The sequence below is a fragment of the Histidinibacterium lentulum genome, assembly GCF_003789055.1.
In the GTDB taxonomy this organism is placed as follows: Bacteria; Pseudomonadota; Alphaproteobacteria; order Rhodobacterales; family Rhodobacteraceae; genus Oceanicola; species Oceanicola lentulus.
The window spans coordinates 152,402-175,610 of record NZ_ML119084.1 but is presented as its reverse complement, the minus strand read 5'-3'; the positions used below and the strand labels follow the sequence as shown (position 1 = coordinate 175,610).

22 protein-coding genes are annotated in these 23,209 nt (G+C 70.9%); 7 read left to right on the top strand and 15 right to left on the bottom strand.

Annotated features, from left to right (window positions below):
* Nucleotides 1–26: 26 nt before the first annotated feature.
* Nucleotides 27–836 carry a 3-methyl-2-oxobutanoate hydroxymethyltransferase gene (panB, locus tag EAT49_RS09085; RefSeq protein ID WP_123642006.1) on the bottom strand — a complete coding sequence of 270 codons (810 nt, stop codon included), beginning with the start codon at nt 834–836 and terminating at the stop codon, nt 27–29.
* Complete coding sequence (gene panC, locus EAT49_RS09080) at nt 833–1,690, bottom strand: pantoate--beta-alanine ligase (protein ID WP_123642005.1); 858 nt, start codon at nt 1,688–1,690, stop codon at nt 833–835. Before panC ends, panB begins: the two co-directional genes overlap by 4 nt.
* Nucleotides 1,691–1,829: 139 nt before the next feature.
* On the opposite strand from panC, the gene EAT49_RS09075 reads away from it, so the two are divergent.
* From EAT49_RS09075 to EAT49_RS09045, 7 genes are all read left to right on the top strand, one after another.
* Complete coding sequence (locus EAT49_RS09075) at nt 1,830–3,365, top strand: acetolactate synthase large subunit (RefSeq protein WP_123642004.1); 1,536 nt, start codon at nt 1,830–1,832, stop codon at nt 3,363–3,365.
* Nucleotides 3,365–3,799, top strand: a complete 435-nt coding sequence (locus EAT49_RS09070) for a PaaI family thioesterase (protein WP_123642003.1) — start codon at nt 3,365–3,367, stop codon at nt 3,797–3,799. Before EAT49_RS09075 ends, EAT49_RS09070 begins: the two co-directional genes overlap by 1 nt.
* A gap of 66 nt (nt 3,800–3,865) precedes the next feature.
* Nucleotides 3,866–5,176, top strand: coding sequence for an NAD(P)/FAD-dependent oxidoreductase (locus tag EAT49_RS09065; RefSeq protein ID WP_123642002.1), 1,311 nt, complete (start codon nt 3,866–3,868; stop codon nt 5,174–5,176).
* A 15-nt stretch (nt 5,177–5,191) separates the two neighbouring features.
* Nucleotides 5,192–5,557, top strand: a complete 366-nt coding sequence (locus EAT49_RS09060) for a DUF5368 domain-containing protein (protein ID WP_123642001.1) — start codon at nt 5,192–5,194, stop codon at nt 5,555–5,557.
* A 170-nt stretch (nt 5,558–5,727) separates the two neighbouring features.
* Nucleotides 5,728–6,192 carry a 50S ribosomal protein L13 gene (gene rplM, locus EAT49_RS09055; protein WP_123642000.1) on the top strand — a complete coding sequence of 155 codons (465 nt, stop codon included), beginning with the start codon at nt 5,728–5,730 and terminating at the stop codon, nt 6,190–6,192.
* Nucleotides 6,192–6,677 (top strand): 30S ribosomal protein S9, encoded by a 486-nt coding sequence (gene rpsI / locus EAT49_RS09050; RefSeq protein ID WP_123641999.1) that lies wholly within the window; start codon nt 6,192–6,194, stop codon nt 6,675–6,677. The genes rplM and rpsI overlap by 1 nt, the downstream gene beginning before the upstream one ends.
* Nucleotides 6,678–7,013: 336 nt before the next feature.
* Entirely contained in the window at nt 7,014–9,515 is a 2,502-nt protein-coding gene (locus tag EAT49_RS09045) for a GcvT family protein (RefSeq protein ID WP_123641998.1), read from the top strand.
* A gap of 275 nt (nt 9,516–9,790) precedes the next feature.
* On the opposite strand, the gene EAT49_RS09040 is transcribed toward EAT49_RS09045, so the two are convergent.
* The 13 genes from EAT49_RS09040 to EAT49_RS08980 form a co-directional block, all read right to left on the bottom strand.
* Complete coding sequence (locus EAT49_RS09040) at nt 9,791–10,615, bottom strand: glycoside hydrolase family 25 protein (protein ID WP_123641997.1); 825 nt, start codon at nt 10,613–10,615, stop codon at nt 9,791–9,793.
* Between the two features lie 190 nt (nt 10,616–10,805).
* Nucleotides 10,806–11,555, bottom strand: a complete 750-nt coding sequence (locus tag EAT49_RS09035) for a lysophospholipid acyltransferase family protein (protein WP_123641996.1) — start codon at nt 11,553–11,555, stop codon at nt 10,806–10,808.
* A gap of 123 nt (nt 11,556–11,678) precedes the next feature.
* On the bottom strand, nt 11,679–12,749 hold the full coding sequence (locus EAT49_RS09030; RefSeq protein WP_123641995.1) for a BMP family ABC transporter substrate-binding protein: 1,071 nt from the start codon (nt 12,747–12,749) through the stop codon (nt 11,679–11,681).
* Between the two features lie 31 nt (nt 12,750–12,780).
* A complete protein-coding gene (locus tag EAT49_RS09025; protein ID WP_123641994.1) occupies nt 12,781–13,683 on the bottom strand; it encodes an ABC transporter permease in 903 nt (300 codons plus the stop codon).
* A 76-nt stretch (nt 13,684–13,759) separates the two neighbouring features.
* Nucleotides 13,760–14,881 carry an ABC transporter permease gene (locus EAT49_RS09020; RefSeq protein ID WP_123641993.1) on the bottom strand — a complete coding sequence of 374 codons (1,122 nt, stop codon included), beginning with the start codon at nt 14,879–14,881 and terminating at the stop codon, nt 13,760–13,762.
* Nucleotides 14,882–15,181: 300 nt separating this feature from the next.
* The gene (locus EAT49_RS09015; protein WP_123641992.1) at nt 15,182–16,699 is read right to left on the bottom strand and encodes an ABC transporter ATP-binding protein; all 1,518 of its coding nucleotides are present in this window, start codon (nt 16,697–16,699) and stop codon (nt 15,182–15,184) included.
* On the bottom strand, nt 16,696–17,439 hold the full coding sequence (gene xdhC / locus EAT49_RS09010; RefSeq protein ID WP_123641991.1) for a xanthine dehydrogenase accessory protein XdhC: 744 nt from the start codon (nt 17,437–17,439) through the stop codon (nt 16,696–16,698). The genes EAT49_RS09015 and xdhC overlap by 4 nt, the downstream gene beginning before the upstream one ends.
* Complete coding sequence (locus EAT49_RS09005) at nt 17,436–19,895, bottom strand: xanthine dehydrogenase molybdopterin binding subunit (protein ID WP_123641990.1); 2,460 nt, start codon at nt 19,893–19,895, stop codon at nt 17,436–17,438. The genes xdhC and EAT49_RS09005 overlap by 4 nt, the downstream gene beginning before the upstream one ends.
* On the bottom strand, nt 19,892–21,262 hold the full coding sequence (xdhA, locus tag EAT49_RS09000; RefSeq protein ID WP_123641989.1) for a xanthine dehydrogenase small subunit: 1,371 nt from the start codon (nt 21,260–21,262) through the stop codon (nt 19,892–19,894). The genes EAT49_RS09005 and xdhA overlap by 4 nt, the downstream gene beginning before the upstream one ends.
* Before the next feature lie 125 nt (nt 21,263–21,387).
* Nucleotides 21,388–21,861 carry an SRPBCC domain-containing protein gene (locus EAT49_RS08995; protein WP_123641988.1) on the bottom strand — a complete coding sequence of 158 codons (474 nt, stop codon included), beginning with the start codon at nt 21,859–21,861 and terminating at the stop codon, nt 21,388–21,390.
* Nucleotides 21,858–22,325 (bottom strand): SRPBCC domain-containing protein, encoded by a 468-nt coding sequence (locus EAT49_RS08990; protein WP_123641987.1) that lies wholly within the window; start codon nt 22,323–22,325, stop codon nt 21,858–21,860. Before EAT49_RS08990 ends, EAT49_RS08995 begins: the two co-directional genes overlap by 4 nt.
* Nucleotides 22,322–22,792, bottom strand: coding sequence for an SRPBCC domain-containing protein (locus tag EAT49_RS08985; RefSeq protein ID WP_123641986.1), 471 nt, complete (start codon nt 22,790–22,792; stop codon nt 22,322–22,324). The genes EAT49_RS08990 and EAT49_RS08985 overlap by 4 nt, the downstream gene beginning before the upstream one ends.
* Complete coding sequence (locus EAT49_RS08980) at nt 22,789–23,124, bottom strand: ArsR/SmtB family transcription factor (RefSeq protein WP_123641985.1); 336 nt, start codon at nt 23,122–23,124, stop codon at nt 22,789–22,791. The genes EAT49_RS08985 and EAT49_RS08980 overlap by 4 nt, the downstream gene beginning before the upstream one ends.
* Nucleotides 23,125–23,209: the final 85 nt, after the last annotated feature.

The window sequence follows — 23,209 nt, the reverse complement described above, 5'->3', positions numbered from 1 at the left end:
GTGCAAGGTTGCCTCAGGGGCAGCCGTCAGCGGTAGACCTCGTCCTCGGTGGGGAAGGCGCGGGTGCGGACATCCGCCGCGTAGGCCTCGACCGCCTGTTCGATCATCGGGCCGAGCTGGCCGTAGACCTTCACGAACTTCGGCGTCCAGGGGTTGAGGCCCAGCATGTCCTCGAGCACGAGGATCTGCCCGTCGCACTCCACGCTCGCGCCGATGCCGATGGTGGGGATCGCGATGTCCTTCGTGATCTTCGCGGCGAGCGGCTCCACCATGCCTTCGAGCACCACGGCGAAGGCGCCGGCCTCGGCCACGGCGCGGGCGTCGTCGATGTGGCTGGCCCATGTTTCCTCGTTGCGGCCCTGGGTCTTGAAGCCGCCCATGACGTGGGAGCTTTGCGGGGTGAGGCCGGTATGGGCCATCACCGGGATGCCGCGTTCGGTGAGGAAGCGGATCGTCTCGGCCATGCGCGCCCCGCCCTCGAGCTTCACCGCGCCGCAGCCGGTCTCCTTCATGACCTTCGCGGCGTTGCGGAAGGCCATGTTGGGGCTTTCCTCGTAGGTGCCGAAGGGCATGTCCACGACGATCAGCGCCTTCTTCGTGCCGCGCACGACGGCGCGGCCATGCATGATCATCAGCTCGAGCGGCACGCCCACGGTGGTTTCCATCCCGTGCATCACCATGCCGAGGCTGTCGCCCACGAGGATGAAATCCGCGTGGCGGTCCACGATGGCGGCGGTATGGGCGTGGTAGGAGGTGAGCGAGACGATGGGCTCGCCGCCCTTGCGGGCCGCGATCTGGGGGACGGTGGTGCGGCGGATGCGGGTTTCCTGGCTCAAGGCGTGATCTCCGTCTGGTCGATGAGAAGGACGGCGCTGTCCCCCTGCCCGAAGCGGGCGGAGAGCATGATGCCGATGGGCTGTGTCAGGGGGCCTGTGGCCGGAAGGAAGCTGCCCGGGTTCACGATGTCGAGGCCCTCGAGGCGGGCGCGGGGTTCGGCCGCCACGGTCTCGCGGATCGTCTGCGCGATGTCGGCGATGGCCACGCCGGGAAGGGCGATGGCGGCCCCTGCGTCGAGCGCGCGTTTCAGGACGGGCGCGGCGGCCCGGTCCTCGGGCGTGAGCCGGGCGTTGCGGGAGGAGAGGGCGAGGCCGTCGGGCGCGCGGACGGTGGGCACGCCGTGGATTGCCACGGGAAAGTGCAGGTCGCGGGTCATGCGGCGGATCACGGCGAGCTGCTGGTAGTCCTTCTCGCCGAACCAGGCCGCGTCGGGCTGGCAGATGTTGAAGAGCCGGGCCACGACGGTGGTCACGCCGCGGAAATGGCCGGGACGGACGGCGCCGTGGAGCATGCCCGCAAGGCGCGTGGTCTCGACTATGGTCTCGTCGCCGGGGGGGTAGATGTCGGAGGCGTCGGGGATCAGGACGGCATCGACGCCGGCGGCCTCGAGCATCGCGATGTCGGCGCTTTCGGTGCGGGGGTAGGCGGCAAGGTCCGACGCCTCGCCGAATTGCGAGGGGTTGACGAAGATCGTGGCGATCACGCGGTCCGAGCCTGCCCGGGCGGCGCGGACGAGGGCCATGTGCCCCTCGTGCAGCGCGCCCATGGTGGGCACGAGGCCGACCCGTTCGTCCGCCGCGCGGAAGCGGGCGTGGGCGGCGCGAAGGTCGGGGAGGTCGCGGCAGATCTGCACGGAGGGCCTCGGGTCTTGCGGTCTGTGCGCGGGGATAGCGTGCGGGGGGCAGGGGAGCAATCGCCGGGACTGCGAGGGCAGGCTGGCCATGCTGCGCGGTTCGGACCATTGTCCGGGCGCGCAACGAGGGAGAGACGGGATGGACGGAGCGACGGCGCTGGTGAGGACCTTTCTCGGGGCGGGGGTGGACACGGTCTTTGCCAACCCCGGGACGTCGGAGATGCACCTCGTGGCGGCGCTCGACGATCATCCGGACATGCGCTGTGTTCTCGCGCTGTTCGAGGGGGGCGCGACGGGCGCGGCGGACGGCCACGCGCGGATGACGGGGGGCGTGGGGGCGGTGCTCCTGCATCTGGGGCCGGGCTTCGGGAACGGCTGGGCGAACCTGCACAATGCGAGAAAGGCCGGGGTGGGGCTGGTGGCCGTGGTGGGGGATCATGCGCGGCGGCATCTGGCGTATGACGCGCCGCTGAAGGCGGATCTGGAAGGTGTCGCGCGGTCGGTGTCGCACTGGGTGCGGGTCGCGGCGCGGGGTACCGTGGGCACGGACGGGGCGGCGGCCGTGAGGGCCGCTGCGCCGGGGCGGATCGCGACGCTGGTGCTGCCGGCGGATGCGGCCTGGTCGGAGGGGGATGCGCCCGCGGAGGGCCTGGCGCCCCCGGAGGAGGAGCCCGCGGATCGCGCGCGGGCGGCGGCGGCGGCGGAGCTTCTGGCGCGGCCGGGGGCGGCGCTGATGCTCGACGGGCGGATGCTCTGGGGGGAGGCCGCAGAGACGGCGGGGCGGATCGCGGCGCGGACGGGCTGCCGTCTGATGGCGCCGCATTTCTGCGCGCGCATCCGGCGCGGGGCGGGGGCGGTGGCGATCGAGACGCTGGCCTACCGTCATGCGGGCGCGCGGGAGGCGCTCGAGGACGTGGCGGAGCTGGTGCTTCTGGGGGCGCGGCATCCGGTGAACTTCTTCGCCTATCCGGATCTGCCCTCGACCCCGCTGCCGGCCGCCACGCGGGTGACGGAGCTTTGCCCCTGGGGCGGCGCGGCGGAAGTCTGGCTGGCCGCGCTGGCCGAGGCCGTGGGCGTGACCGGGCAGGAGGAGCCGCCGCGGGTGCTTGCGCGCAGGCCCGAGGCGCCGAGGGGCGCGCTGACGGCGGAGGCGGTCGGCGCGGCGGTCGCGCGCGCCTTGCCGGAGGAGGCGATCTTCGTGAACGAGGCGATCTCGCTCTCGGCGCCGATCCTGGCCGCCGTGGAGGGCGCCGCGCCACATGACCGGCTCGACCTCACGGGAGGCGCCATCGGAGACGGCCTGCCCGTGGCGGTGGGGGCGGCGGTGGCCTGCCCCGGGCGGCGGGTGGTGGCGGTCGTGGGCGACGGATCGGCCATGTACACGATCCAGTGTCTCTGGACCATGGCGCGGGAGCGTCTGGACGTGACGGTCGTGATCCTCGCCAATCGCGGCTACCGCATCCTGCAACTGGAGATGGAGGCCATGGGCAAGACCGGGATCGGGCGCAACGCGCGGGCGATGATGGACGTCGCGGACCCGGAGCTCGATTTCGTGGCGCTTGCCCGGGGTCACGGCGTGGAGGCCCTGCGCGTGGAGACGGGCGAGGCGCTGGAGGCGGCGCTGGCGGGGGCGCTGGCCGTTCAGGGGCCGCGGCTGATCGAGGCGGTGCTCTGATGGAGTGCCGGATGGACCGCGAGGCGCTGACGGCCTTTCTGGCGGCGGAGTTTCCGCAGGCCGCCAGGCAGTTCACCGTGCTCGAAGCCGGGCCGGGAACGGCGGTGCTGCGGCTCGATGTCGCCGAGGAGCACCTGCGGCCCGGGGGCACGGTGTCTGGTCCGGCGATGTTCGCGCTGGCGGATGTGGCCTTTTACGCCGCGGTCCTGTCGGCCCTGGGACCCGAGGCGCTGGCGGTGACCACCGGCTGCAGCATTGATTTCATGAGAAAACCCCCCGCGGGCATGGCGTTGCGGGCCGAGGCGCGGCTCTTGAAGCTGGGCCGGAGCCTTGCCGTGGGGGATGTGTTCCTGATGTCGGGGGACGAGCCGGCACCCGTGGCGCGGGCCTCGATGACCTATGCGATTCCGCCCCGGCGCGCCGGGGCAACTTGATCTGGATCAAGTCCTGACCTTCCGAAAATATGTAGACAATGGCATACATTGGATCGGGAGGACGAGATGAGCCTGAACAGACGACAGGCGCTTGCCACGCTGATGGCCGGCGCCGCTCTGGCGGGGGCCGCAGGGGGGGAGGCGCGTGCGCAGAGGATTGAGACGAGCGCGAGGATCGTGATTCTCGGTGCGGGGGCCGCGGGGGCCGCCTTGGCGAACCGGCTGTCCGAAAGGCTGGACGGGGCGGTGATCACGGTGATCGACCCGCGGGTGGAGCACTGGTACCAGCCCGGCTTCACGCTGATCGCGGCCGGGCTCAAGCCCGCCTCCTATTCCGTGAGCCGCACGACGGACTGGCTGCCGCGGGGCGCGACCCTGCTGGCCGAGGCGGTGGCGGAGATCGATCCGGAGGCGAAGACCGTCACCACCGAGAGCGGGGTCTCCGTGGGCTACGACTATCTCGTCGTGGCGACGGGGCTGGTGCTCGACTGGGGCGCGATCGAGGGATTTTCGCTCGACCTCGTGGGGCAGGGCAACGGCATCGGCGCGGTCTATGCGAGCCCCGAACATGCCGCGAAGACCTGGGCCGAGATGGACCGCTTCACCGAGACCGGCGGGCGGGCCGTGTTCCTGCGCCCTGCGACGGAGATGAAATGCGCGGGGGCGCCGCTGAAATACGCCTTCCTGACCGACGATTATGCCCGCCGGAAGGGCACGCGGGGGCGCAGCGAGTTCATCTATGCGGCGAACAACCAGAGCCTCTTCGGCGTGCCCATCGTGAACGAGAAGCTGCGGATGCTGTTCGAGCGGCAGGAGATCGGCGTGGTGCACGACCATGTGCTGAAGGCCATCGACCCGGGCGCGAAGACGCTGACCTTCGACACGCCGGGCGGCGAGGAGACACTGGAGTTCGATTTCACCAACGTCATCCCGCCGATGCGGGCGCCGGAGGCGGTTCGGAACAACTCGCCGCTCGGCTGGCAGGAGGGGCCCTGGTCGGCCGACGGCTGGCTCGAGGTCGACCGCGCCACGCTGCGGCATGTGCGCTATCCCGAGGTCTGGGCCGCGGGCGACATCGCGGGCGTGCCGAAGGGCAAGACCGCGGCGAGCGCGAAATGGCAGGTGCCGGTGGTGGAAGACGGCATCGTCTCGGCCATCGCGGGGACCGAGGCGACGGAGACCTACGACGGCTACACCTCCTGCCCGCTGATCACGCGGGTGGGCCGGGCGATGCTGATCGAGTTCGACTATCACAACAACCTCGTGCCGAGCTTCCCGGGCGTGATCGCGCCGCTGGAGGAGCTGTGGATCAGCTGGCTGATGAAGGAGGTGGCGCTGAAGGCCACCTACAACGCCATGCTGCGCGGCCGGGCCTGAGAGGAGGATCTGACCATGGAAGAACTGACACTGGGCACGATGATCGCGGTCTTCGAGGAGATCTTCGGGCGCGCGCTGTTCTGGGTGATGGTCGCGGCGGCGGTCGCGATCACGGCGGGCTATCTCTACGTCCTGATCCGGGACCGGAGGGTGAGCTGGCGCAAGTACCTCGTGGCGCAGATCGCCATGATCCCGGGCGCCATCGCGGCGGTTCTCTTCGTGCAGCAGGTGACGAATTCGGGCTTCCGCGACCTTGGCGGGCCGGTGGACCTTCTGGTGCTGCTCGGCGTGGCGGCGATGGGTGCCGTGGGCGCGGCGATTCTCGTCTACACGGTGCAGTCGCTGATCTGGCGGCCGGAGGAGGACCAGGCGCTGCGGTGACGGCGGGCGGATGGGGTAAATTGATACCGTTATTGCAAGTCGCTGAAAAGGCTGTTGAAACTCGGCGCATGTGCGCTTGACGCGGACGGACGCATCGCTATAACCCCGCCATCGTCTCCATGCCGCGCGTCCCCTGAGGGGCGCGCGGTCGCCGTATCAGGAACCGAATGATGAAAACCTTCTCCGCGACACCGGCGGATATCGACAAGAAATGGATCGTGATCGACGCCGAGGGCGTCGTTCTCGGCCGTCTTGCCTCGATCATCGCCATGCGCCTTCGGGGCAAGCACAAGCCCACCTTCACGCCGCACATGGACATGGGCGACAACGTGATCGTCATCAACGCCGACAAGGTGCAGCTGACGGGCAACAAGCGCGACAAGCCCAACTACTGGCACACGGGCTACCCGGGCGGCATCAAGTCGCGCACCACGGGCCAGATCCTCGAGGGCGCCTATCCCGAGCGGGTCGTGATGCAGGCCGTGAAGCGGATGCTGCCGTCCAACCGCCTGTCGCGCAAGCAGATGACCCACCTGCGCGTCTTCGCCGGCGCCGAGCATGGCATGGACGCCCAGAAGCCCGAGGTTCTGGACGTGAAGTCCATGAATTCCAAGAACACGAGGACCGCGAAATAATGGCCGAGCAAGTCACTTCCCTGGGCGAGCTGGACCGCGCCGTTTCCGGCGATCTCGCGCCCCAGCCCGACGCCCCCCGCGAGCCCGTGCGCGACGCGCTGGGCCGCTCCTATGCCACCGGCAAGCGCAAGGACGCGGTCGCCCGCGTCTGGATCAAGCCGGGATCGGGCAAGGTCACCGTCAACGGCCGCGAGCTCAATGCCTATTTCGCCCGGCCGGTGCTTCAGATGATCCTGCGCCAGCCCTTCACCGTCGCCGGTGTCGACGGGCAGTTCGACGTCATGGCCACGGTCAAGGGCGGCGGTCTGTCGGGCCAGGCGGGCGCCGTGAAGCACGGCATCTCGAAGGCGCTGCAGCTCTACGATCCGTCCCTGCGCGCGCCGCTGAAGGCCGCGGGCTTCCTGACCCGCGACAGCCGCGTGGTGGAGCGCAAGAAGTACGGCCGCGCGAAGGCCCGGAAGAGCTTCCAGTTCTCGAAGCGCTGAGGTCTGTCATCGGATCATGGGAGGGGGCGGTCTTCGGGCCGCCCTTTTTCGTGGCAGGGACCGGTTTGCGGTGCGGCCTGCGGCCGCGCCGGTTGCGCCCTCCGCCGCCTTTGGCGGCGCAGGGCAGGAGGGGGGCCTTGCCCCCCACCGGCGAAAGCCGGGGGCTTTCGCCGGTCCCCCCCAGGATACTTCCGGCCAGAAAATGCGGGGGGCGGGGCGCTGGTGCGGGGCGGAGGCGTGTCGCTTTCGGGCGGCGTTCGGTCGAATGCACCGGAGGGGGGCGGAGCGATCCCTGCGATGGAGGGGCAACTGTCCGCTTTGGGAGCTGCCCGCGAGATGAAGACCCAGGTCCGTGCCCTCGTCGTCGGTGGGGGTGCCGTCGGCACCTCGATCGCCTATCACCTCGCCCGCGCGGGCTGGTCCGACGTGATGCTGCTGGAACGGGACGAGCTGACCTCGGGCTCGACCTGGCATGCGGCGGGGCTCCTGCCCTATTTCAACATGTCCTATGCGACGACCCATATCCACGACTACTCGATCCGCTTCTACAAGGGGCTCGAGGAGGAGACCGGGCTGAACCCGGGCTTCTTCGTCGTGGGCAACCTGCGCATGGCGCAGACCCGCGAGCGCATGGACGAATACATGCTCTATGCCACGACCGCCGAGACCTGCGGCGTGCCCTACGAGTGGCTGACGCCGAAGGAGATCGGCGCGCGCTGGCCGCTGGTGCGCACGGACGATCTCGTCGGCGCGCTCCATCATCCGACGGACGGCTACATAAACCCGGCCGATGTCACCATGGCCATGGCGCGCGGCGCCCGGCAGAGGGGTGTCGCGATCGAGCGCAAGTGGCAGGTGGACGGCTACGAGTGGACGGGTGCCGCCTGGCGGGTGACCGCGACGAAGATGGTGGAGAAGGGCGGCAATCTCGTGCCCTCGGACGAGCGGGTGGTGATCGAGGCCGAGCATGTGGTGACGGCCACGGGCAACCATGCCCAGCGCACGGCGCGGCTTCTGGGGATCAGGATCCCGGCGATCCCGGTGGAGCACCAGTTCATCGTCACCGAGCCGGACCCGGCGCTGGTGGAGTGGCGGAAGACCAACGAGCAGCACCCGGTGCTGCGGGATGCGGACGCCAAGTGGTATGTCCGGGAGGAACGGGGCGGCTGGATCCTCGGCCCCTACGAGAGGGGCGCGCCGGCGCGGTTCCTCTACGATGTGCCCGAGAGTTTCCGCGCCGATCTCTTTCCGCTCGATCTCGAGCGGATCGAGGCGGAGTACATGTCGATGATCCACCGGATCCCGTCCTCGGAGGAGGTGGGGCTGAAGGACGATTACAACGGGCCGATCTGCTACACGCCCGACGGCAACCCGCTGCTCGGCCCCGCGCCGGGGCTGCGCAACATGTGGCTCGCCGAGGGGTTTTCCTTCGGGATCACGGCGGCGGGGGGCGCGGGGAAGTACCTCGCCGATCTCATCGTCGAGGGCGAGGCCGAGATCGACATGGCCTCGCTCGATCCGCGGCGCTACGGGCCGTGGATGACGACCGAGTATGCCGCCCGCAAGAACGAGGAGGCCTACGAACACGTCTACATCCTGCACCATCCCGACGAGGAGCGGCCGGCCTGCCGGCCCCTGCGCACCTCGCCGGCCTACGACCGGCAGAAGGCGCGGGGCGCGCAGTTCGGACAGGTGAACGGATGGGAGCGGCCGAACTACTATGGCCCGGTGGATGCGCCCGAGGGGTTCGATCACGACGCGCGCTCGTTCCGGAGGGGCGGCTGGTGGCCCCATGCGGTCGAGGAGGCGAGGGCGATCCGCGAGGGGGTGGGGCTGATCGACGCCACCGCCTTTGCCAAGCATGTGGTGAAGGGGCCCGGCGCCACGGACTTCCTCGACCGGTTCACCTGCAACCGCCTGCCCAAGGTGGGACGGATCAGCCTGACCTACGCGCTGACCTCCCATGGCACGGTGCGGACGGAATACACGGTTCTGCGGACCGGGGAGCAGAGCTATTACCTCGTCTCCGCCGGGGCCTGGGCGGCCTATGACGGCGATGCCCTGATCCGGGCCGCGGAGGACTGGGTCGCCGCGGGCAACCCGGGGGTGATGGTCTCCGATGTCACCACGCAATACGGGGTCTTCGCCATCGCCGGGCCGCGGTCGCGGGCGGTCCTGGGCCGGCTGATCCGCGATGCGGACCCGGGGACGGCGCTGTCGAACAAGCGGTTCCCGTGGCTTTCGGCGCGCAACATCGAGCTGGGCATGGTGCCGGTGACGGCGATCCGGGTGGCCTATACGGGCGAGCTCGGCTGGGAGCTGCATCATCCGATCGAGATGCAGAACCACCTCTGGGACCGGCTGATGGAGGCGGGCGAGGCGGAGGGGCTGAGGCTTGTCGGCGCGCGGGCGCAGAACTGGCTGAGGCAGGAGAAGAGCTATCGCGCCTTCGGCAGCGAGCTGGGACGGGACGCGACGCCGCTCGAGGCGGATCTGCCGCGGTTCGTGGACCTGTCGAAGGAGTTCCACGGAAAGGCGGCGATGGAGGCGACGGGTATCCGGTCGACCTGCGTGACCGTGCTGATCGACGGGCCCGAGGATGCCGATCCCTGGGGAAGGGAGGCGCTCTATGCGGGCGGTGAGCGGGTCGGGCGGCTGACCTCGGGCGGGTATTCCGTGGCCTTCGGCACGTCCATCGGGATGGGCTATGTACGGCCCGATCTGGCCGCGCCGGGCACGCGGCTCGAGGTGAAGATGCTGGACCGGCTGTGGTCCGCCGAGGTGCAGCGGGACAGCCCCTACGATCCGGAGAACGCGCGGTTGCGCGCGGACGGCTGAGGCGGCGGCGGGACGGCGCTCCCGGCCCGGTGGGCCGGATCGCCCCGCCCGCCGTCCCGCGGGGCGGTCCGATCGCGGGCCGCGCGCGGCGTGTGGCGCGCGGGCGTCCCTCCGGCGGGGAGAGCCTCCATCCCGGCGCGGAGGCCATCGCGGCGCCGGACGGCGAGGCCCGGGCGGAGCTTTACGCCCTGATTCCAGAGCTCGGGGCCGGGCGGAAGCGGATGACCTGTCGCTGAGACGCCGGGAGTTCCGCGCCGCGGTCGCCTGAGGGTCTCTCAGGCAACGCTCCGGGCGGTGCGCCATTCGGCGAAGGTCTGGGGGGATCCGTTGAAGGTGTTGAGATCGGTGCGGGTCGCGAAGCCCGGCACCCGGCCGGTGCCGGAATACTGCCAGACCCGCCAGGGCGTGCCGGGATAGCGTTCGGACGGGTGCGCGGCGGTGGACCGGAGCCACCATTCGTAGCCGGTGAAGCTGGCGAGGCCCACGTCGTCGAAGAAGTCGGGCACAACGTAGATCAGCGGACGCTGGCCGTAGTGATCGCCCACGATCCGCAGCCATGTCTGCATCTCGCGGCGGATCTCGGCGGCGGGGGCGCGGCGGGTGCAGGTGGGGGAGAACGGTGTCCATTCCATGTCGAGCACCGGGGGCAGCATCCCGGGCTGGCGCGGCACGTTCCGGATGAACCAGCGTGCCTGGCTCTCGCCGTCGCGGCAGTGATACCAGAAATGGAACGCGCCGTGGGGGATGCCCGCCGCGGCGCTGCGGTTCCAGTGCTCGGCGAAGAGCGGGTCGAGGAGGTCGCCGCCCTCGGTGGCCTTGATGAAGGCGAAGGAGACTCCGGCCCCTGCTGCGGTCTGCCAGTCCGAGGACCCGTTCCAGCGGCTGACATTGATGCCGTGGACCGGATAGCCGTAGGGATCGCGGCCGATCCAGTCGTGGGGGTTGTCGTCGCCCCAGCCCGAGGGGCGGCCCGCGAAGGCGCGGGGTGTCGTTGCGGCGGCGCTGGCGCCGCGGGCGGGCGCGGCGGTCCGGGAGCCGCAGGCGGCGAGGGCGAGGCTGCCCGCGCTTGCGGCCAGGAAGGCGCGGCGGTTCAGCGGCATGGCGGGGCGGGCGTCCCGGCGCGGGTCCGGGGCGACCGAAGCGGCGCCGGGGGGATCGCGGGACGGACGGCGGAGGAGGGACGGATCAGCATGGCGCGGAGGCTGCCACGTCCCCGCTCCGGGCGGAAGAGGGGATGCGAGGCGCGCGTGCACAGGCCCGTGATCCGCTCGGCCCGATGCCCGCCCGGGGTCAGGTCAGCTCCTGGTCGGAGGCGGGGGCCCGGCGCCTGCGCGGGATCGGGCGCTGGCCCATTGCGGCGTCGCATTCCGCGTCGAGCGCGTCGAGCGCGGCCTCGATCCGGGCGCGGACCGTTTCGCGCGTGGCCGGGTCCATGCCCTTGGGGACCGGGATCGCCGCGCCCATCCGGATGGTGCCGCGGCCGAACGGCAGCGGCAGCACGAACCTGTCCCAGCTTCGCGCCACGATCCGGGGACGGGCGGAAAAGGAGATCGGCACCACCGGGGCGCCGGTCAGCGCGGCGATGTCGATGACCCCGGCCTTTGCCTCGAAGGCGGGTCCGGCCGGGCCGTCGGGCGTGAGGCCGAGGCATCGCCCGGCCCGCACCGCGGCGATGGCCGCCGTTACCGCGGGCCGCCGCGAGCCGCGCTTCGGGACCTCGACCACCTCGATGCCGAGGCGCGGCAGGCCATGGGACACGAGGCGCGCCGCGGGATGCTCGAATGCGAGGACCGTGAACGGCAACCGGCGCCAGTCGAACACATAGGGGACCATGGACAGCCGCCCGTGCCAGGACGCCAGGACGAAGGGGGATCCGCCGCGCAGCGCCTCCTCCCACGGGGCGAGGCCCTGCCTGTCCCAGCGGATCGTCCGCCAGGCGAATGCCATCCAGGCGCCGTAGACACGGACCGCGAGGCGGTGAAGGACGTCCTCCGCCCGGCGTCGCGTCCGTTTCGCGAATCTGTCCTGACGAGCTGCCATGCCGTCGCTCTGACCGATGGTCCGCCGGAGAACAAGGGCGGTTGCGCGGCCCGCAGCCGGATACGGCAAGGGCAGGCCCGGGGGCCTGCCCTTCGAGCGGTCGTCCGCGCGACCGGCGGCGGCTTACTGCGGGATGTCGCCCGTCAGGCCCTCGACGTAGAAGTCCATGCCGAGGAGCGTGCCATCGTCCGCGATCTCGCCCTCGGCGAGCCAGGGCGTGCCGTCCTGCCGGTTCAGCGGGCCGGTGAAGGGGTGGTATTCGCCCGAGGCGATGGCGTCCTTCATGGCGAGCGCCGAGGTGCGGACCTCCTCGGGCACTGCGTCGGTGATCTCGCCGATGCCGACCATGCCGGGGCCGATGCCGTCCCAGGTGTCGGTCGATTCCCAGGTGCCGTCGATCACGGCCTGCACGCGGTCGATGTAGTAGGGCGCCCAGTCGTCGATGATCGAGGACACCCGCGGCATCGGTGCGAATTCCGCCATGTCCGAGGCCTGGCCGAAGGTGTAGACACCGCCCGCCTCGGCCGCCGCGGCCTGGGGCGCGGTCGAGTCGGTGTGCTGCAGGATCACGTCTGCGCCCTGGTCGATGAGGGCGCGGGCGGCCTCGGCCTCTTTCGCGGGATCGAACCAGGTGTAGACCCAGACGATGCGGAACTCGACGTCGGGGTTCACCTCGCGGGCGTGGATCCACGCCGAGTTGATGCCGCGGACCACCTCGGGGATCGGGTAGGAGCCGATGTAGCCGATGATGTTCGATTCCGTGATCTGGCCCGCGATATGGCCCTGGATCGCCCGGCCCTCGTAGAAGCGCGCGGAATAGGTCGACACGTTGTCGGCGCGCTTGTAGCCGGTCGCGTGCTCGAACTTCACGTCCGGGAACTGCTCGGCGACCTCGATGGTCTGGTCCATGTAGCCGAAGGAGGTGGTGAAGATCAGGTCCGCGCCGTTGAGCGCCATCTGGGTCATCACCCGCACGGCGTCGGGGCCTTCGGGCACGCTTTCCTGGTAGACCGTTTCCACCGCGTCGCCGAAATGCTCCTCGACGGCGAGGCGGGCGCGGTCGTGCTCGTAGGTCCAGCCGCCGTCGCCGATCGGGCCGACGTAGACGAAGCCGACGGTCACGGGATCGTCCTGTGCCGCGGCCATGGTGCCGAGCGCCATCGCGGCCCCGGCGAGCAGATGCTTGAGTGTCATGGGCAGTCCCCCTGTTGGTTGGTGTGAGGCCTCAGTGCGAGGCGTGGAAGGTCCGGCCGAGCGAGCCGGGCGCGCGGCCCGCGTTCATCACGACGAGGACGAGGATGGTGACGATGTAGGGGCTCATGCTGAGATACTGGACGGGGATGGCGAAGCCCCCCGCCTGCAGGTTCAGCTGCAGCACCGTGACGCCGCCGAAGAGATAGGCGCCGAGCAGGAGCCGCCACGGCCGCCAGGAGGCGAAGACGACGATGGCGAGCGCGATCCAGCCCGCGCCAGCGGTCATGCCGTCGGTCCATTGCGGCACGCGCACGAGGCTGAGATAGGCGCCGCCCAGCCCCGCGCAGGCACCGCCGAAAGCGATGGCGCAGGTCCGCACGAGGCGCACGTTGTAGCCGAGGGCATGGGCGGCGTCGTGGTTCTCGCCCACTGCGCGCAGGATCAGCCCGGCGCGGCTGAAGCGCAGGAAGGCCCAGGTGCCCGCCACGATCAGGAGCGAGATGTAGACCATCGGGTCCTGCCCGAAGAGCAGACGGCCCACGACGGGCAGGTCGGTCAGGGCGCCGAGGTCGATGCGCTGCAGCGAGGGCGCGCGGATCTGGCTGTAGCTCTGGCCGATGAGCGCCGAGAGGCCCAGGCCGAAGAGCGTGAGCGCGAGGCCCGTGGCGACCTGGTTCGACATCAGCACCTGCGTGAGGAGGGCGAAGAGCAGCGACAGGAGCGCCCCGCCCACGGCCGCGGCGAGGAACCCGGCCCAGGGGGTCTCGGCCCAGAGCGCCGCGGCGATGCCGCAGATGGCGCCGGTGATCATCATGCCCTCGACGCCGAGGTTCAGCACGCCCGAGCGTTCCACCACGAGCTCGCCGATGGCGGCAAGGAGGATGGGCGTCGAGGCGACCATGAGGGACGCGATCAGGAGGGCGGGGTCGATCATGGCGCGGGCCTCAAGGCTGCCGGTCGTCGCTCGCTGGCGCATCGCCCCGCCCGCCATCCCGTGAGGCGCGCGGCATTCATTCGGCGGCCTCCGGGGCTGGCGCGGGACGCGGCGCCGGGGCGGGGGCCTTGCGGCCGAGGCGCAGGCGGTAGTGGGTGAGCACATCCACCGCGAGAAGGAAGAACAGCAGCATCCCCTGGAAGACCTGGATCGCCGCGGCGGGGGTGCCGAGCTGGTTCTGGGCGATCTCGCCGCCGATGTAGGTCAGCGCCATGATCCCGCCCGCCAGCAGGATGCCCACGGGATGGAGCCGCCCGAGGAAGGCCACGATGATCGCGGTGAAGCCGTAGCCCACGTTGAAGTCGATGGTGATCTGTCCCGCCGGCCCCGTCACCTCGAACATGCCCGCGAGGCCCGCGAGCGCGCCGGCGAGGCCGAGGCAGACGAGGATCAGCCGGTTCGGCCGCACCCCGGCGAAGGCCGCGGCGCGGGGGCTCTGCCCGGTCAGCCGGATCTGGAAGCCCAGGACGTGCCGCGCCATCAGCGCATAAGCCGCCACCACCGCGCCGAGCGCGAAGAGCACGCCCCAGTGCAGCCCGGCACTACGGTCGATCCAGCTGACGGAGCTGTCCCACTGGGCGAGGTTGCGGCTTCCGGGAAAGCCCATGCCCTCGGGGTTCTTCAGCGCGCCGAGGGCCATGGCCGCCAGAAGCTGCTCGGCCACATAGACGAGCATGAGCGAGACGAGGATCTCGTTGGCGTTGAAGCGCACCTTCAGGAGGCCCGGGATCATCGCCCAGAGAAACCCGCCCAGGGCGCCGCCCGCGATCATCAGGGGGAAGATCAGCCAGCGCGCCTCGGAGGGGTAGAGGGCGAGGCCCACGGCGGCCCCGCAGATCGCGCCGAGGATGTACTGCCCCTCGGCCCCGATGTTCCAGATCCCCGCCCGGAAGCCGAAGCTGAGGCCGATGGCGATGAGCACGAGGGGCGCGCCCTTCACCAGAAGCTGCGGTCGGTAGAAGGAGGCGAACTCGCCGAAGAGCGGGTCCCAGAAGATGGTGCGGATGGCGACGAGCGGGTCCTTGCCGAGCGCGGCGAAGAGGAGCCCGCCGAAGATCATCGTCAGGACCACGGCCATCAGGGGGGCGGCCCAGGTCCAGGCCGTCGAGGCCTGGGGGCGGCGCTCGAGGGCGATCATGGGGCGGGGCTTTCGGGGCGGCGGTGCTTGCGATCAGCCCGTGACGGGGCCGCCCCTGGGTGGGCGCTTTGCACCGGTCGAGCGGGGCGCTTTATCGTGACGTCCCGCCGAACGGCCGTTCGGAGCGGGACGTCGGCCATGCGCCCGCCCCCGGGGAGGGGCGGCCGCGGCGCGGGCTGGTCGCCCGCGCCCCCTCCGGAATTCAGGTAGGGCGGGTTTCCAACCCGCGACGCCCCGCGCGCCATCCCGCCGTAGGGCGGGTTTCCAACCCACCTCCCGCTCGACACACCGCGCCGCGCCTCACACATGGGCCACGTCCATGTCATGGGCCCCGCCCAGCATCAGCCCGATCTCCTCCACCGTCAGCCCGGCGGCAGGCCGCGGCGGCGACAGGCGGCCCTCGTTCAGCGCCGCGAAGCGGTCGGAGATCTCCATCAGCTCGTCGAGGTCCTGGCTGATCGCCACCACCGCCGCGCCCCGCTCCGCGATGTCGAGCAGCGCCTGCCGGATCGCGGCGGCCGCCGAGGCATCGACGCCCCAGGTGGGCTGGTTCACCACCAGGACCTCGGGCCGCTGCAGGATCTCCCGCCCGATCACGAATTTCTGCAGGTTCCCGCCCGACAGCGCCCCGGCGGCGGTCTCGGTCCCGGGCGTGCGCACGTCGAAGGTCTCGATCACCGAGGCCGCGAAGCCCCGGGCCCGCCCCCAGTCGAGAAAGCCGCGCCGGGTCAGCCCTTCGCGCACGCGCCCCGTGAGGGCGGCGTTCTCCGTCAGGCTCATCCCCGGGGCGGCGGCATGGCCGTTCCTCTCTTCGGGAGCGGCGAGCAGCCCCAGCGCGCGGCGCGCGTCGGGCCCCATGGGGCCGACGTCGTGATCCTCGAAGAAGATCAGCCCCCGCGGCGCGGTCATCTCGCCGGAGAGGGCGGCCAGAAGCTCGTCCTGCCCGTTGCCTGCGACGCCGCCGATGCCCAGCACCTCTCCGCGGCGGACCTCGAGACGGACGTCCTTGAGCGACGTCCCGAAAGCCCTGGGCGAGGCCGCGGAAAGTCCCTCGATCCGCAGCACCACCGCGCCGGGTTCGGCCCTGTCGCGCGCGGGCACATGGAGGCTGCCGCCCACCATCATCTCGGCCATGGCGCGGGCCGAGGTTTCGCGCGGGTCGCAGGTCGCCACGACCCGGCCCAGCCGCAGGATCGTGGCGCTTTCGCAGAGCGCGCGGATCTCCTCGAGCTTGTGGGAGATGTAGAGGATCGCCGTGCCCTCGGCGGAGAGCTTGCGCAGGGTCTCGAACAGGATCGCCACCTCCTGCGGAGTGAGCACGCTGGTGGGCTCGTCCATGATCAGGAGCTTCGGGTCCTGCAGGAGGCAGCGCACGATCTCCACCCGCTGGCGTTCCCCCGCCGAGAGATCGCCCACGGTGCGGAACGGGTCGAGCGGCAGGCCGTAGGTCTCGCTGACCTCCCGGATGCGGGCCGCGAGGGTGCGGAAGGGCGGCGGATCCTCCATGCCGAGGGCCACGTTCTCGGCCACGGTGAGCGCGTCGAAGAGCGAGAAATGCTGGAAGACCATGGCCACCCCGGCGGCGCGCGCGGCATGGGGATCGTGGGGCGCGTAGGGCCGTCCCATGAGGGTCATGCGGCCCCGGTCGGGCGTGACGAGGCCGTAGATCGCCTTGACCAGCGTCGACTTGCCGGCGCCGTTCTCTCCCAGCAGGGCGTGGATTTCGCCGGGGCGGATGGTCATGGAGACATCGGCATTGGCGACGACGCCCGGATAGGCCTTTGTCACCCCGTCGAGGCGCAGCAGCGCGTCGCTCATCCGGTCCGGTCCCCTACCTGATCCCGCGTGGCCGTCAGTAGCGCCGCCGCGACGCCCACCGCAATGGCCTGGGGATGTTTCCCGAGGGCAGGATCGCCTATCGGGCAGGCAATGCGCAAGATTTGAGCGCGTTCATGGCCGAGCGCGGCGAGGCGCGACCGGAAGCGCGCCCATTTCGTGGCCGATCCGATGAGGCCCGCGCCGGCGAACCCGCGCGTGAGAAGCGCGTGGCAGAGGGCGAGGTCGATCTCGTGGGAATAGGTCAGGATCAGGTGATGGGCCTCGCGCGGCGCGCGCGCGGCGAGGCGGGGCATGTCCGCGGCAGGGACGACGGTAACGCCATGGGTCTCCTGCGGAAAGCGATCTGTCGCGGCGTCGATCCAGGTGATGTCGAAGGCGGGCAGGGGCGCCATGGTGGCGACAATGGCCCGGCCCACATGGCCTGCGCCCCAGACCCAGAGGGGCGCGCCCGTCGCCCGTTCGAGGCTCTCGGCCCGCTCGAAGCTCAGGGTCACGGACCCGCCGCAGCACTGGCCCAGCGCCGGGCCGAGGGGCCATGTCCGTTCCATCCGGGTCCGGCCGTCCGCCAGCATGGCGCGGGCCTCGGCCATGGCCTGCCATTCGAGGGCGCCGCCGCCGATGGTGCCTTCCGTGCCTTCCGCGGTCACCAGCATCTCGGCCCCGGCCTCGCGCGGGACAGATCCCGCGGTGCGCGCGACGCGGATCCGGATGCCGGTCATCCCCGCGCCCGGCCCACCGCGGCCAGCACCTCCTCGGCGGTGGCGGGGGCGTTCAGCATCGGGTCATGGGGTCCGCAGGCGGCACAGGCATCGGCCAGCGCCAGCCAGGCGGAGATGCCAAGCATGAAGGGCGGCTCGCCCACGGCCTTGGAGCGGTAGACCGTCTCCGAGCGGTTCTCGCCGTCCCAGAGCGCGACCTCGAAGACCTGGGGCCGGTCGGAACAGGCGGGGATCTTATATGTGGAGGGGGCGTGGGTCCGCAGGCGGCCTTTCGCGTCCCACACGAGTTCCTCGGTCGTGAGCCAGCCCGCGCCCTGGACATATCCGCCCTCGATCTGACCGCGGTCGAGGGCGGGGTTCAGGGACCGCCCGCAATCGTGCAGGATATCGGCGCGCAGGATGCGGTTCTCGCCCGTCAGCGTGTCGATCACCACCTCTGTCACCGCGCAGCCATAGGCGAAGTAGTAGAACGGCCGGCCCTGGCCCCGCAGGCGGTCCCAGGTGATCTCCGGCGTGCGGTAATAGCCGGCGGCGGAGAGGCTGACGCGATTCATGTAGCAGATCCGCGCGGCCTCGGCGAAGGGCATCCGCTCTTCGCCCACGACCACCTCGCCGTCTTCGAAACGGACGGCAGCGGGCTCGGCCTGGTAGAGCGGCGCGAGACAGGCGGCCATGCGGTCGCGGATCTGGTCCGCGGCGTTCTGTGCCGCCATCCCGTTGAGATCCGAGCCCGAGGAGGCGGCGGTGGCGGAGGTGTTGGGGACCTTGGCGGTGTCGGTGGCGGTGATCTTCACGCTCTCCACCGGCAGGCCGAACCGCTCGGCCGTCACCTGCGCCACTTTCTGGAACAGCCCCTGTCCCATCTCGGTGCCGCCGTGGTTCAGGTGGATCGAGCCGTCCTGGTAGACATGGACCAGCGCGCCCGCCTGGTTGAGATGGGTGAGGGTGAAGGAGATGCCGAACTTGACCGGCGCATAGGCGAGGCCGCGTTTCAGGACCGGGCTGCCTGCGTTCCAGTCCGCGATGGCGGTGCGGCGGGCGGCATAGTCGCTCGTCTCGAGGAGGCGGTCGGTCATGGCGTGGAGCTCGAAATCCGTCACCTCCATGCCGTAATGGGTGACGTTGGCTCCGCCCGGCGGGGGCGGCGAATGGGCGCCGCCGAACCTCTGTGCGGCGCCCGTGCCCGAGCTGATCTTCGTAGCGCCGCGGGAGGTGAGGTCCGCCTCGCCCTGCTTCTTCCGGCCGGAAACATCCTCGGGGGAAGGGGGAGCGCCCCGGCTTTCCCCCGAGGGGGCAGACGGCCCCCTTGCCCGGGCGGCCTCGTAGAAATTCCGCCGGCGGAGCGCGACCCCGTCCATGCCGAGATGCCGGGCGATGCGGTCCATCACCGCCTCGACTCCGGCCATCCCCTGGGGCCCGCCGAAGCCGCGGAAGGCGGTGGCGGACTGGGTGTTGGTCTTCAGCCGGTGCGAGGCCACGCGCAGGGCGCCGATGCGGTAGGCATTGTCCGAATGAAGCATCGCCCGGTCGGCCACGGCGAGCGACAGGTCCTGCGCCCAGCCGCAGCGGCAGAGCTGGGTGAAATCGAGCGCATGGACCCGCCCCTCGCGGTCGAAGCCCGCGCGGTAGTCGATGCGGAAATCGTGGCGCTTGCCGGTGACGATGAAATCGTCGTCGCGATCGTAGCGCATCTTGGCGGGCCGTCCCGTGGCGCGGGCGGCGACGGCGCAGGCGACGGCAAGCGCGTTGCCCTGGCTTTCCTTGCCGCCGAAGCCGCCGCCCATGCGGCGGCATTCCACGCGGACGGCATGCATGGGCAGGCCGAGAGCCTCGGCCACCTTGTGCTGGATTTCCGTGGGATGCTGGGTGGAGGAGACGACATGCATGTCGCCCCCTTCCTGCGGCAGGGCGAGCGCGGCCTGGCCCTCGAGGTAGAAATGCTCCTGCCCGCCCAGGCGCAGCGTGCCCGACAGACGCTCGGGCGCGGAGGCCAGCGCCGCCTCCACGTCGCCCTTGGCCCAGATCACCGGCCCGCCCTCGAAGCGGCTGTCGGCGGCGAGGGCCTCCTCCACGGTGAGGATCGGTGTTTCCTCGTCGCAGGCGACGACACCGAGACGCGCCGCTGCGCGGGCGGCGAGGTGGCTCTCGGCGATCACGAGAAACACCGGCTGGCCGGCATGGTGGATCGTCCCGTCCGCCAGCAGGGGCTCGTCGTGGATCGAGGGGGAGACGTCGTTGGCGAAGGGCAGGTCGTCTGCGGTCATCACCGCGATCACGCCGGGGGCGGCGCGGACGGCGGACAGGTCCATTCCGGTGATCCGGCCCCGCGCGATCTGCGACAGGCCGAAGGCGAGGTGCACCGTGTCCGCGGGCAGGGGGATGTCGTCCACATAGCGGGCCTGGCCCGTGACATGGAGCGCGGCGGCGTCGTGGGGCAGGGGTTTCGCGACGGTCACGGGCGCAGCTCCAGCACAGAGACGGGCGTTCCGGTCGTCTCGAGATGGTAGCGTTGCAAGAGGCCCTTCGCGGCCGCCATCCGGTAGGCCGCCGAGCCGCGCATGTCCGAAAGCGGCTGGAAATCCTCCTCCATGGCGGGGAGGGCCGCGGCGACGGTCTCTTCTGTCCAGGGCTGGCCGGTTACGGCGGCCTCGACAGCCGCCGCGCGTTTCGGGATGCCCGCCATCCCGCCGAAGGCGATGCGGGCGGCGGTGACGCGGCCGTCCTCGACCGTCACGTTGAAACAGCCGCAGACGGCGGAGATGTCCTGGTCGAAGCGCTTGGAGATCTTGTAGCAGCGCAGGGCCTCGGCCTGCGGCACGGTCACAGCCTCGACGAATTCGCCGGGCCGGCGGTCCTGCTTGCCGTAGTCGAGAAAGAACGCCTCGAGCGGCAGGTCGCGGCGGTCGTCGCCCCGACGCAGGTGCAGCGTGGCGCCGAGGGCGATCAGCGCGGGCGGGTTGTCGCCGATGGGAGAGCCGTTCGCGATGTTGCCGCCGATGGTGGCGGCGTTGCGGACCTGGTCCGAGCCGTAGCGGCGGATCAGCTCGGCATAGGAGGGCTGGCGAGTCTTCATGGCCTGCCAGACATCGGTCATCGACACGGCGGCGCCGATGCGGAGGCCCTCCTCGGTCTCCTCGATCCGTTTCAGATCGGCGCAGCGGCCAAGGAAGGCCACCTCTCCGAGGTCGCGAAAGCCCTTGGTGACCCAGAGCCCCACGTCCGTGGCCCCGGCGATCAGCGTGCCTCCGGGATGGGCGAGGCACCATGCGGCGAGCTCGTCCGCGCTTTCGGGCTGGGCGACGGCGGGGGAAACGGCAATCGTCTCCGCCACCAGCGCCGCGTCCTGCCGCATCCACTCGGGCACCGGCGCCGCCTCGGCGGCTCGGGCGGCGCGGATGATGGGGGCGTAGCCGGTGCAGCGGCAGAGGTTGCCCGCGAGCACGTCGTCATGGTCGCGCCGGGCGTTGAGATGGCCCACAGCCATGGAGACGGCGAACCCCGGCGTGCAGAACCCGCACTGGCTGCCATGGTGGGCCACCAGCCCCTCCTGCACGGGGTGCATCCGGCCGTCCGGGCCGGCGAGGCCCTCGACGGTGCGCACCGCCTTGCCCTGAAGCTGCGGCAGGAAGAGGATGCAGGCATTGAGCGCGCGGGCGCCCGCCGCATCGGTCACCATGACCGTGCAGGCGCCGCAGTCGCCCTCGTTGCAGCCCTCCTTGGTGCCTGTGAGGCCGCGCGTCTCGCGCAGCCAGTCGAGAAGCGTGCGCGTGGGCAGGGCCTCCGCGCGCATCTCTTGGCCGTTCAGCCAGAATGTAACGGTCATCGTGCATGACCCGGCCGCCTTACTCGCGTTTCCGGAGGGCCTGTCGCGCGGTCGATGCGGCGTAGAGCGCGCGCCCCCTATTGAACCTCGCGGATCAAATCGGGCGCGCGCGGGATTTGCAAGCCTCAGAGCGACGCGGCCAAACGGCCCAGCTGGTCGGCGACAACGCCCCAGCCCTCGGAGAAGCCCATGGTCTCGTGGCGCTGTGCCGCTTCCTCGGTGCCGTGCCGCGCGATCACGCGGTAGAGGCAGCCGCCATCCTGCGCCGTGAAGGTGATGTCGGCGGAGAAGAAGCTTTCCGGGTTGGGCCGGAACCGGGGTCCCAGCGCATCGGTCCAGGCGAAGCGGCGGCCGGGCTCGGCGATCAGCACGCAGCCGGGCGCGCCCTCCATGCGGCCGTGCTCGTCGAATTCCATCACGACGTGGAAGATGCCGCCGGGCCAGGGCTCGACCAGCGCCTCGGGCACGCGGCCCGGGGCGGGGGCGAAGAAGCGCCTGATGAGGTCGGGCTCGGTCCAGCAGCGGTAGACGGTCTCCGGCGCGGCGGGCAGGTGCCGTTCCAGCAGGAGGTCGGTGGGGCCGAGGTCGTCGTCGGTCATTGGAGGTGTCCTTGGGTAAGTGCGGTTTCCAGTGCGTCGAGCAGCACGCCGGTGCCGTGCCTGCGTCCGGCCGGGCCATCGCTGTCCTCGAACCAAGCACCGTCCTCGCGGATCGCGAGGCGCGTGGCGTCGCCGTCGTTGCTGAAGCGGATCGTGGCAAGGGAGGCGGAGTGGATGCGCCCGTCCCAGGCCATGGTGTAGGCTGTCACGAGCAGTTCCTTCTCGCGGACGACGAGGTAGGTCGTTGCATTCTCGTGGACGCCCTTTCCCGGACCGTCGGCCATGGTGAAGCGGCCGTATTCCGTGCCGCCCTCGCGGCAGTCCATGCGGTAGTCGTCGGTCGTCATCGCGTCCGCGGCGAACCAGCGGCGCTTGAGCGCGGGGTCGGTCCACGCGGCCCAGACGTGATCGAGGCAGCCATTGATGCGGCGCTCGATCTCGAAGCTCTCGTGGGTCACGGTCATGCAGGTGCCCCGGTGGCGAGGGCGGCCACGTAGCGGTCGAGATTTGCCAGACCGCCCTCCCAGCCCAGTCGGAAGTCGGCCGTGGCCTCGGGGCCGGAGAAGGAGGAGAGCGAGACGGCGAGGTCCAGCGCGGTGCCGCCGTCTTGCGGTGTCAGGGCGTAGGTCACGAGGCTGGTGCCCACGGTCATCCCCTCGAAGCGCAGCGTCTCGGTGAAGACCGCGAGGCTGGGCGGGTCGAGCCGGTACCAGCGCGTGTCCACGATGAAGTCCGGCGCCTCGGCAGGGCCGCAGCGGTGCCGTTCCAGCCCGCCCTCGCGCAGGTCTGTCACCTCCACGCTCAGCACCATTCCCTCGGTCGGGGCGCCCCAGTGCTCGCGGGCGCGGGCGTCCGTCAGGACCTGCCAGAGCCGGTCGGGTGGCAGGGGCAGGTGGCGGGACAGGGTGAAGTGGTCCGTGTCCGTTGTCATGTCTTGGGTCCTTTCTCCATGTCGCGCACCAGCGCCTCCAGCCGGTCGAGCCGGCGTTCCCAGAGCCGGCGCTGCCGCGCCAGCCAGTTCTCCGCCTCCGCCACGGCGGCGGCCTCGATATGGACCGTTCGCACGCGGCCCCGCTTCTCCGAGCGGACGAGGCCCGAGGCCTCGAGCACCTTCAGGTGCCGCAGGAAGGTCGGCAGGGCGATGTCGTGCGGCTCGTGCAGCGTCGAGACGGGCGCGGGCCCGCCTTCGATGAGCCGCTCGATCACCGCCCGCCGGGTGGGGTCGGCCATTGCCGAGAAAACCTGATCGAGATTGTTAGCCATGGAGCTAGCTGTTCACGATTCCGGGAGGGCTGTCAAGACAGTTAGCGAATGCGCTAACTTTTCGACTTGATCGGGGTCAAGGCAT

Bases quoted from the DNA above. Each gene is read 5' to 3' on its own strand.
- EAT49_RS09075 (WP_123642004.1), top strand. From the start codon at position 1,830: ATGGACGGAGCGACGGCGCTGGTGAGGACCTTTCTCGGGGCGGGGGTG.
- EAT49_RS09070 (WP_123642003.1), top strand. From the start codon at position 3,365: ATGGAGTGCCGGATGGACCGCGAGGCGCTGACGGCCTTTCTGGCGGCG.
- EAT49_RS09065 (WP_123642002.1), top strand. From the start codon at position 3,866: ATGAGCCTGAACAGACGACAGGCGCTTGCCACGCTGATGGCCGGCGCC.
- EAT49_RS09060 (WP_123642001.1), top strand. From the start codon at position 5,192: ATGGAAGAACTGACACTGGGCACGATGATCGCGGTCTTCGAGGAGATC.
- rplM (WP_123642000.1), top strand. From the start codon at position 5,728: ATGAAAACCTTCTCCGCGACACCGGCGGATATCGACAAGAAATGGATC.
- rpsI (WP_123641999.1), top strand. From the start codon at position 6,192: ATGGCCGAGCAAGTCACTTCCCTGGGCGAGCTGGACCGCGCCGTTTCC.
- EAT49_RS09045 (WP_123641998.1), top strand. From the start codon at position 7,014: ATGAAGACCCAGGTCCGTGCCCTCGTCGTCGGTGGGGGTGCCGTCGGC.
- EAT49_RS09040 (WP_123641997.1), bottom strand. From the start codon at position 10,615: ATGCCGCTGAACCGCCGCGCCTTCCTGGCCGCAAGCGCGGGCAGCCTC.
- EAT49_RS09035 (WP_123641996.1), bottom strand. From the start codon at position 11,555: ATGGCAGCTCGTCAGGACAGATTCGCGAAACGGACGCGACGCCGGGCG.
- EAT49_RS09030 (WP_123641995.1), bottom strand. From the start codon at position 12,749: ATGACACTCAAGCATCTGCTCGCCGGGGCCGCGATGGCGCTCGGCACC.
- EAT49_RS09025 (WP_123641994.1), bottom strand. From the start codon at position 13,683: ATGATCGACCCCGCCCTCCTGATCGCGTCCCTCATGGTCGCCTCGACG.
- EAT49_RS09020 (WP_123641993.1), bottom strand. From the start codon at position 14,881: ATGATCGCCCTCGAGCGCCGCCCCCAGGCCTCGACGGCCTGGACCTGG.
- EAT49_RS09015 (WP_123641992.1), bottom strand. From the start codon at position 16,699: ATGAGCGACGCGCTGCTGCGCCTCGACGGGGTGACAAAGGCCTATCCG.
- xdhC (WP_123641991.1), bottom strand. From the start codon at position 17,439: ATGACCGGCATCCGGATCCGCGTCGCGCGCACCGCGGGATCTGTCCCG.
- xdhA (WP_123641989.1), bottom strand. From the start codon at position 21,262: ATGACCGTTACATTCTGGCTGAACGGCCAAGAGATGCGCGCGGAGGCC.
- EAT49_RS08995 (WP_123641988.1), bottom strand. From the start codon at position 21,861: ATGACCGACGACGACCTCGGCCCCACCGACCTCCTGCTGGAACGGCAC.
- EAT49_RS08990 (WP_123641987.1), bottom strand. From the start codon at position 22,325: ATGACCGTGACCCACGAGAGCTTCGAGATCGAGCGCCGCATCAATGGC.
- EAT49_RS08985 (WP_123641986.1), bottom strand. From the start codon at position 22,792: ATGACAACGGACACGGACCACTTCACCCTGTCCCGCCACCTGCCCCTG.
- EAT49_RS08980 (WP_123641985.1), bottom strand. From the start codon at position 23,124: ATGGCTAACAATCTCGATCAGGTTTTCTCGGCAATGGCCGACCCCACC.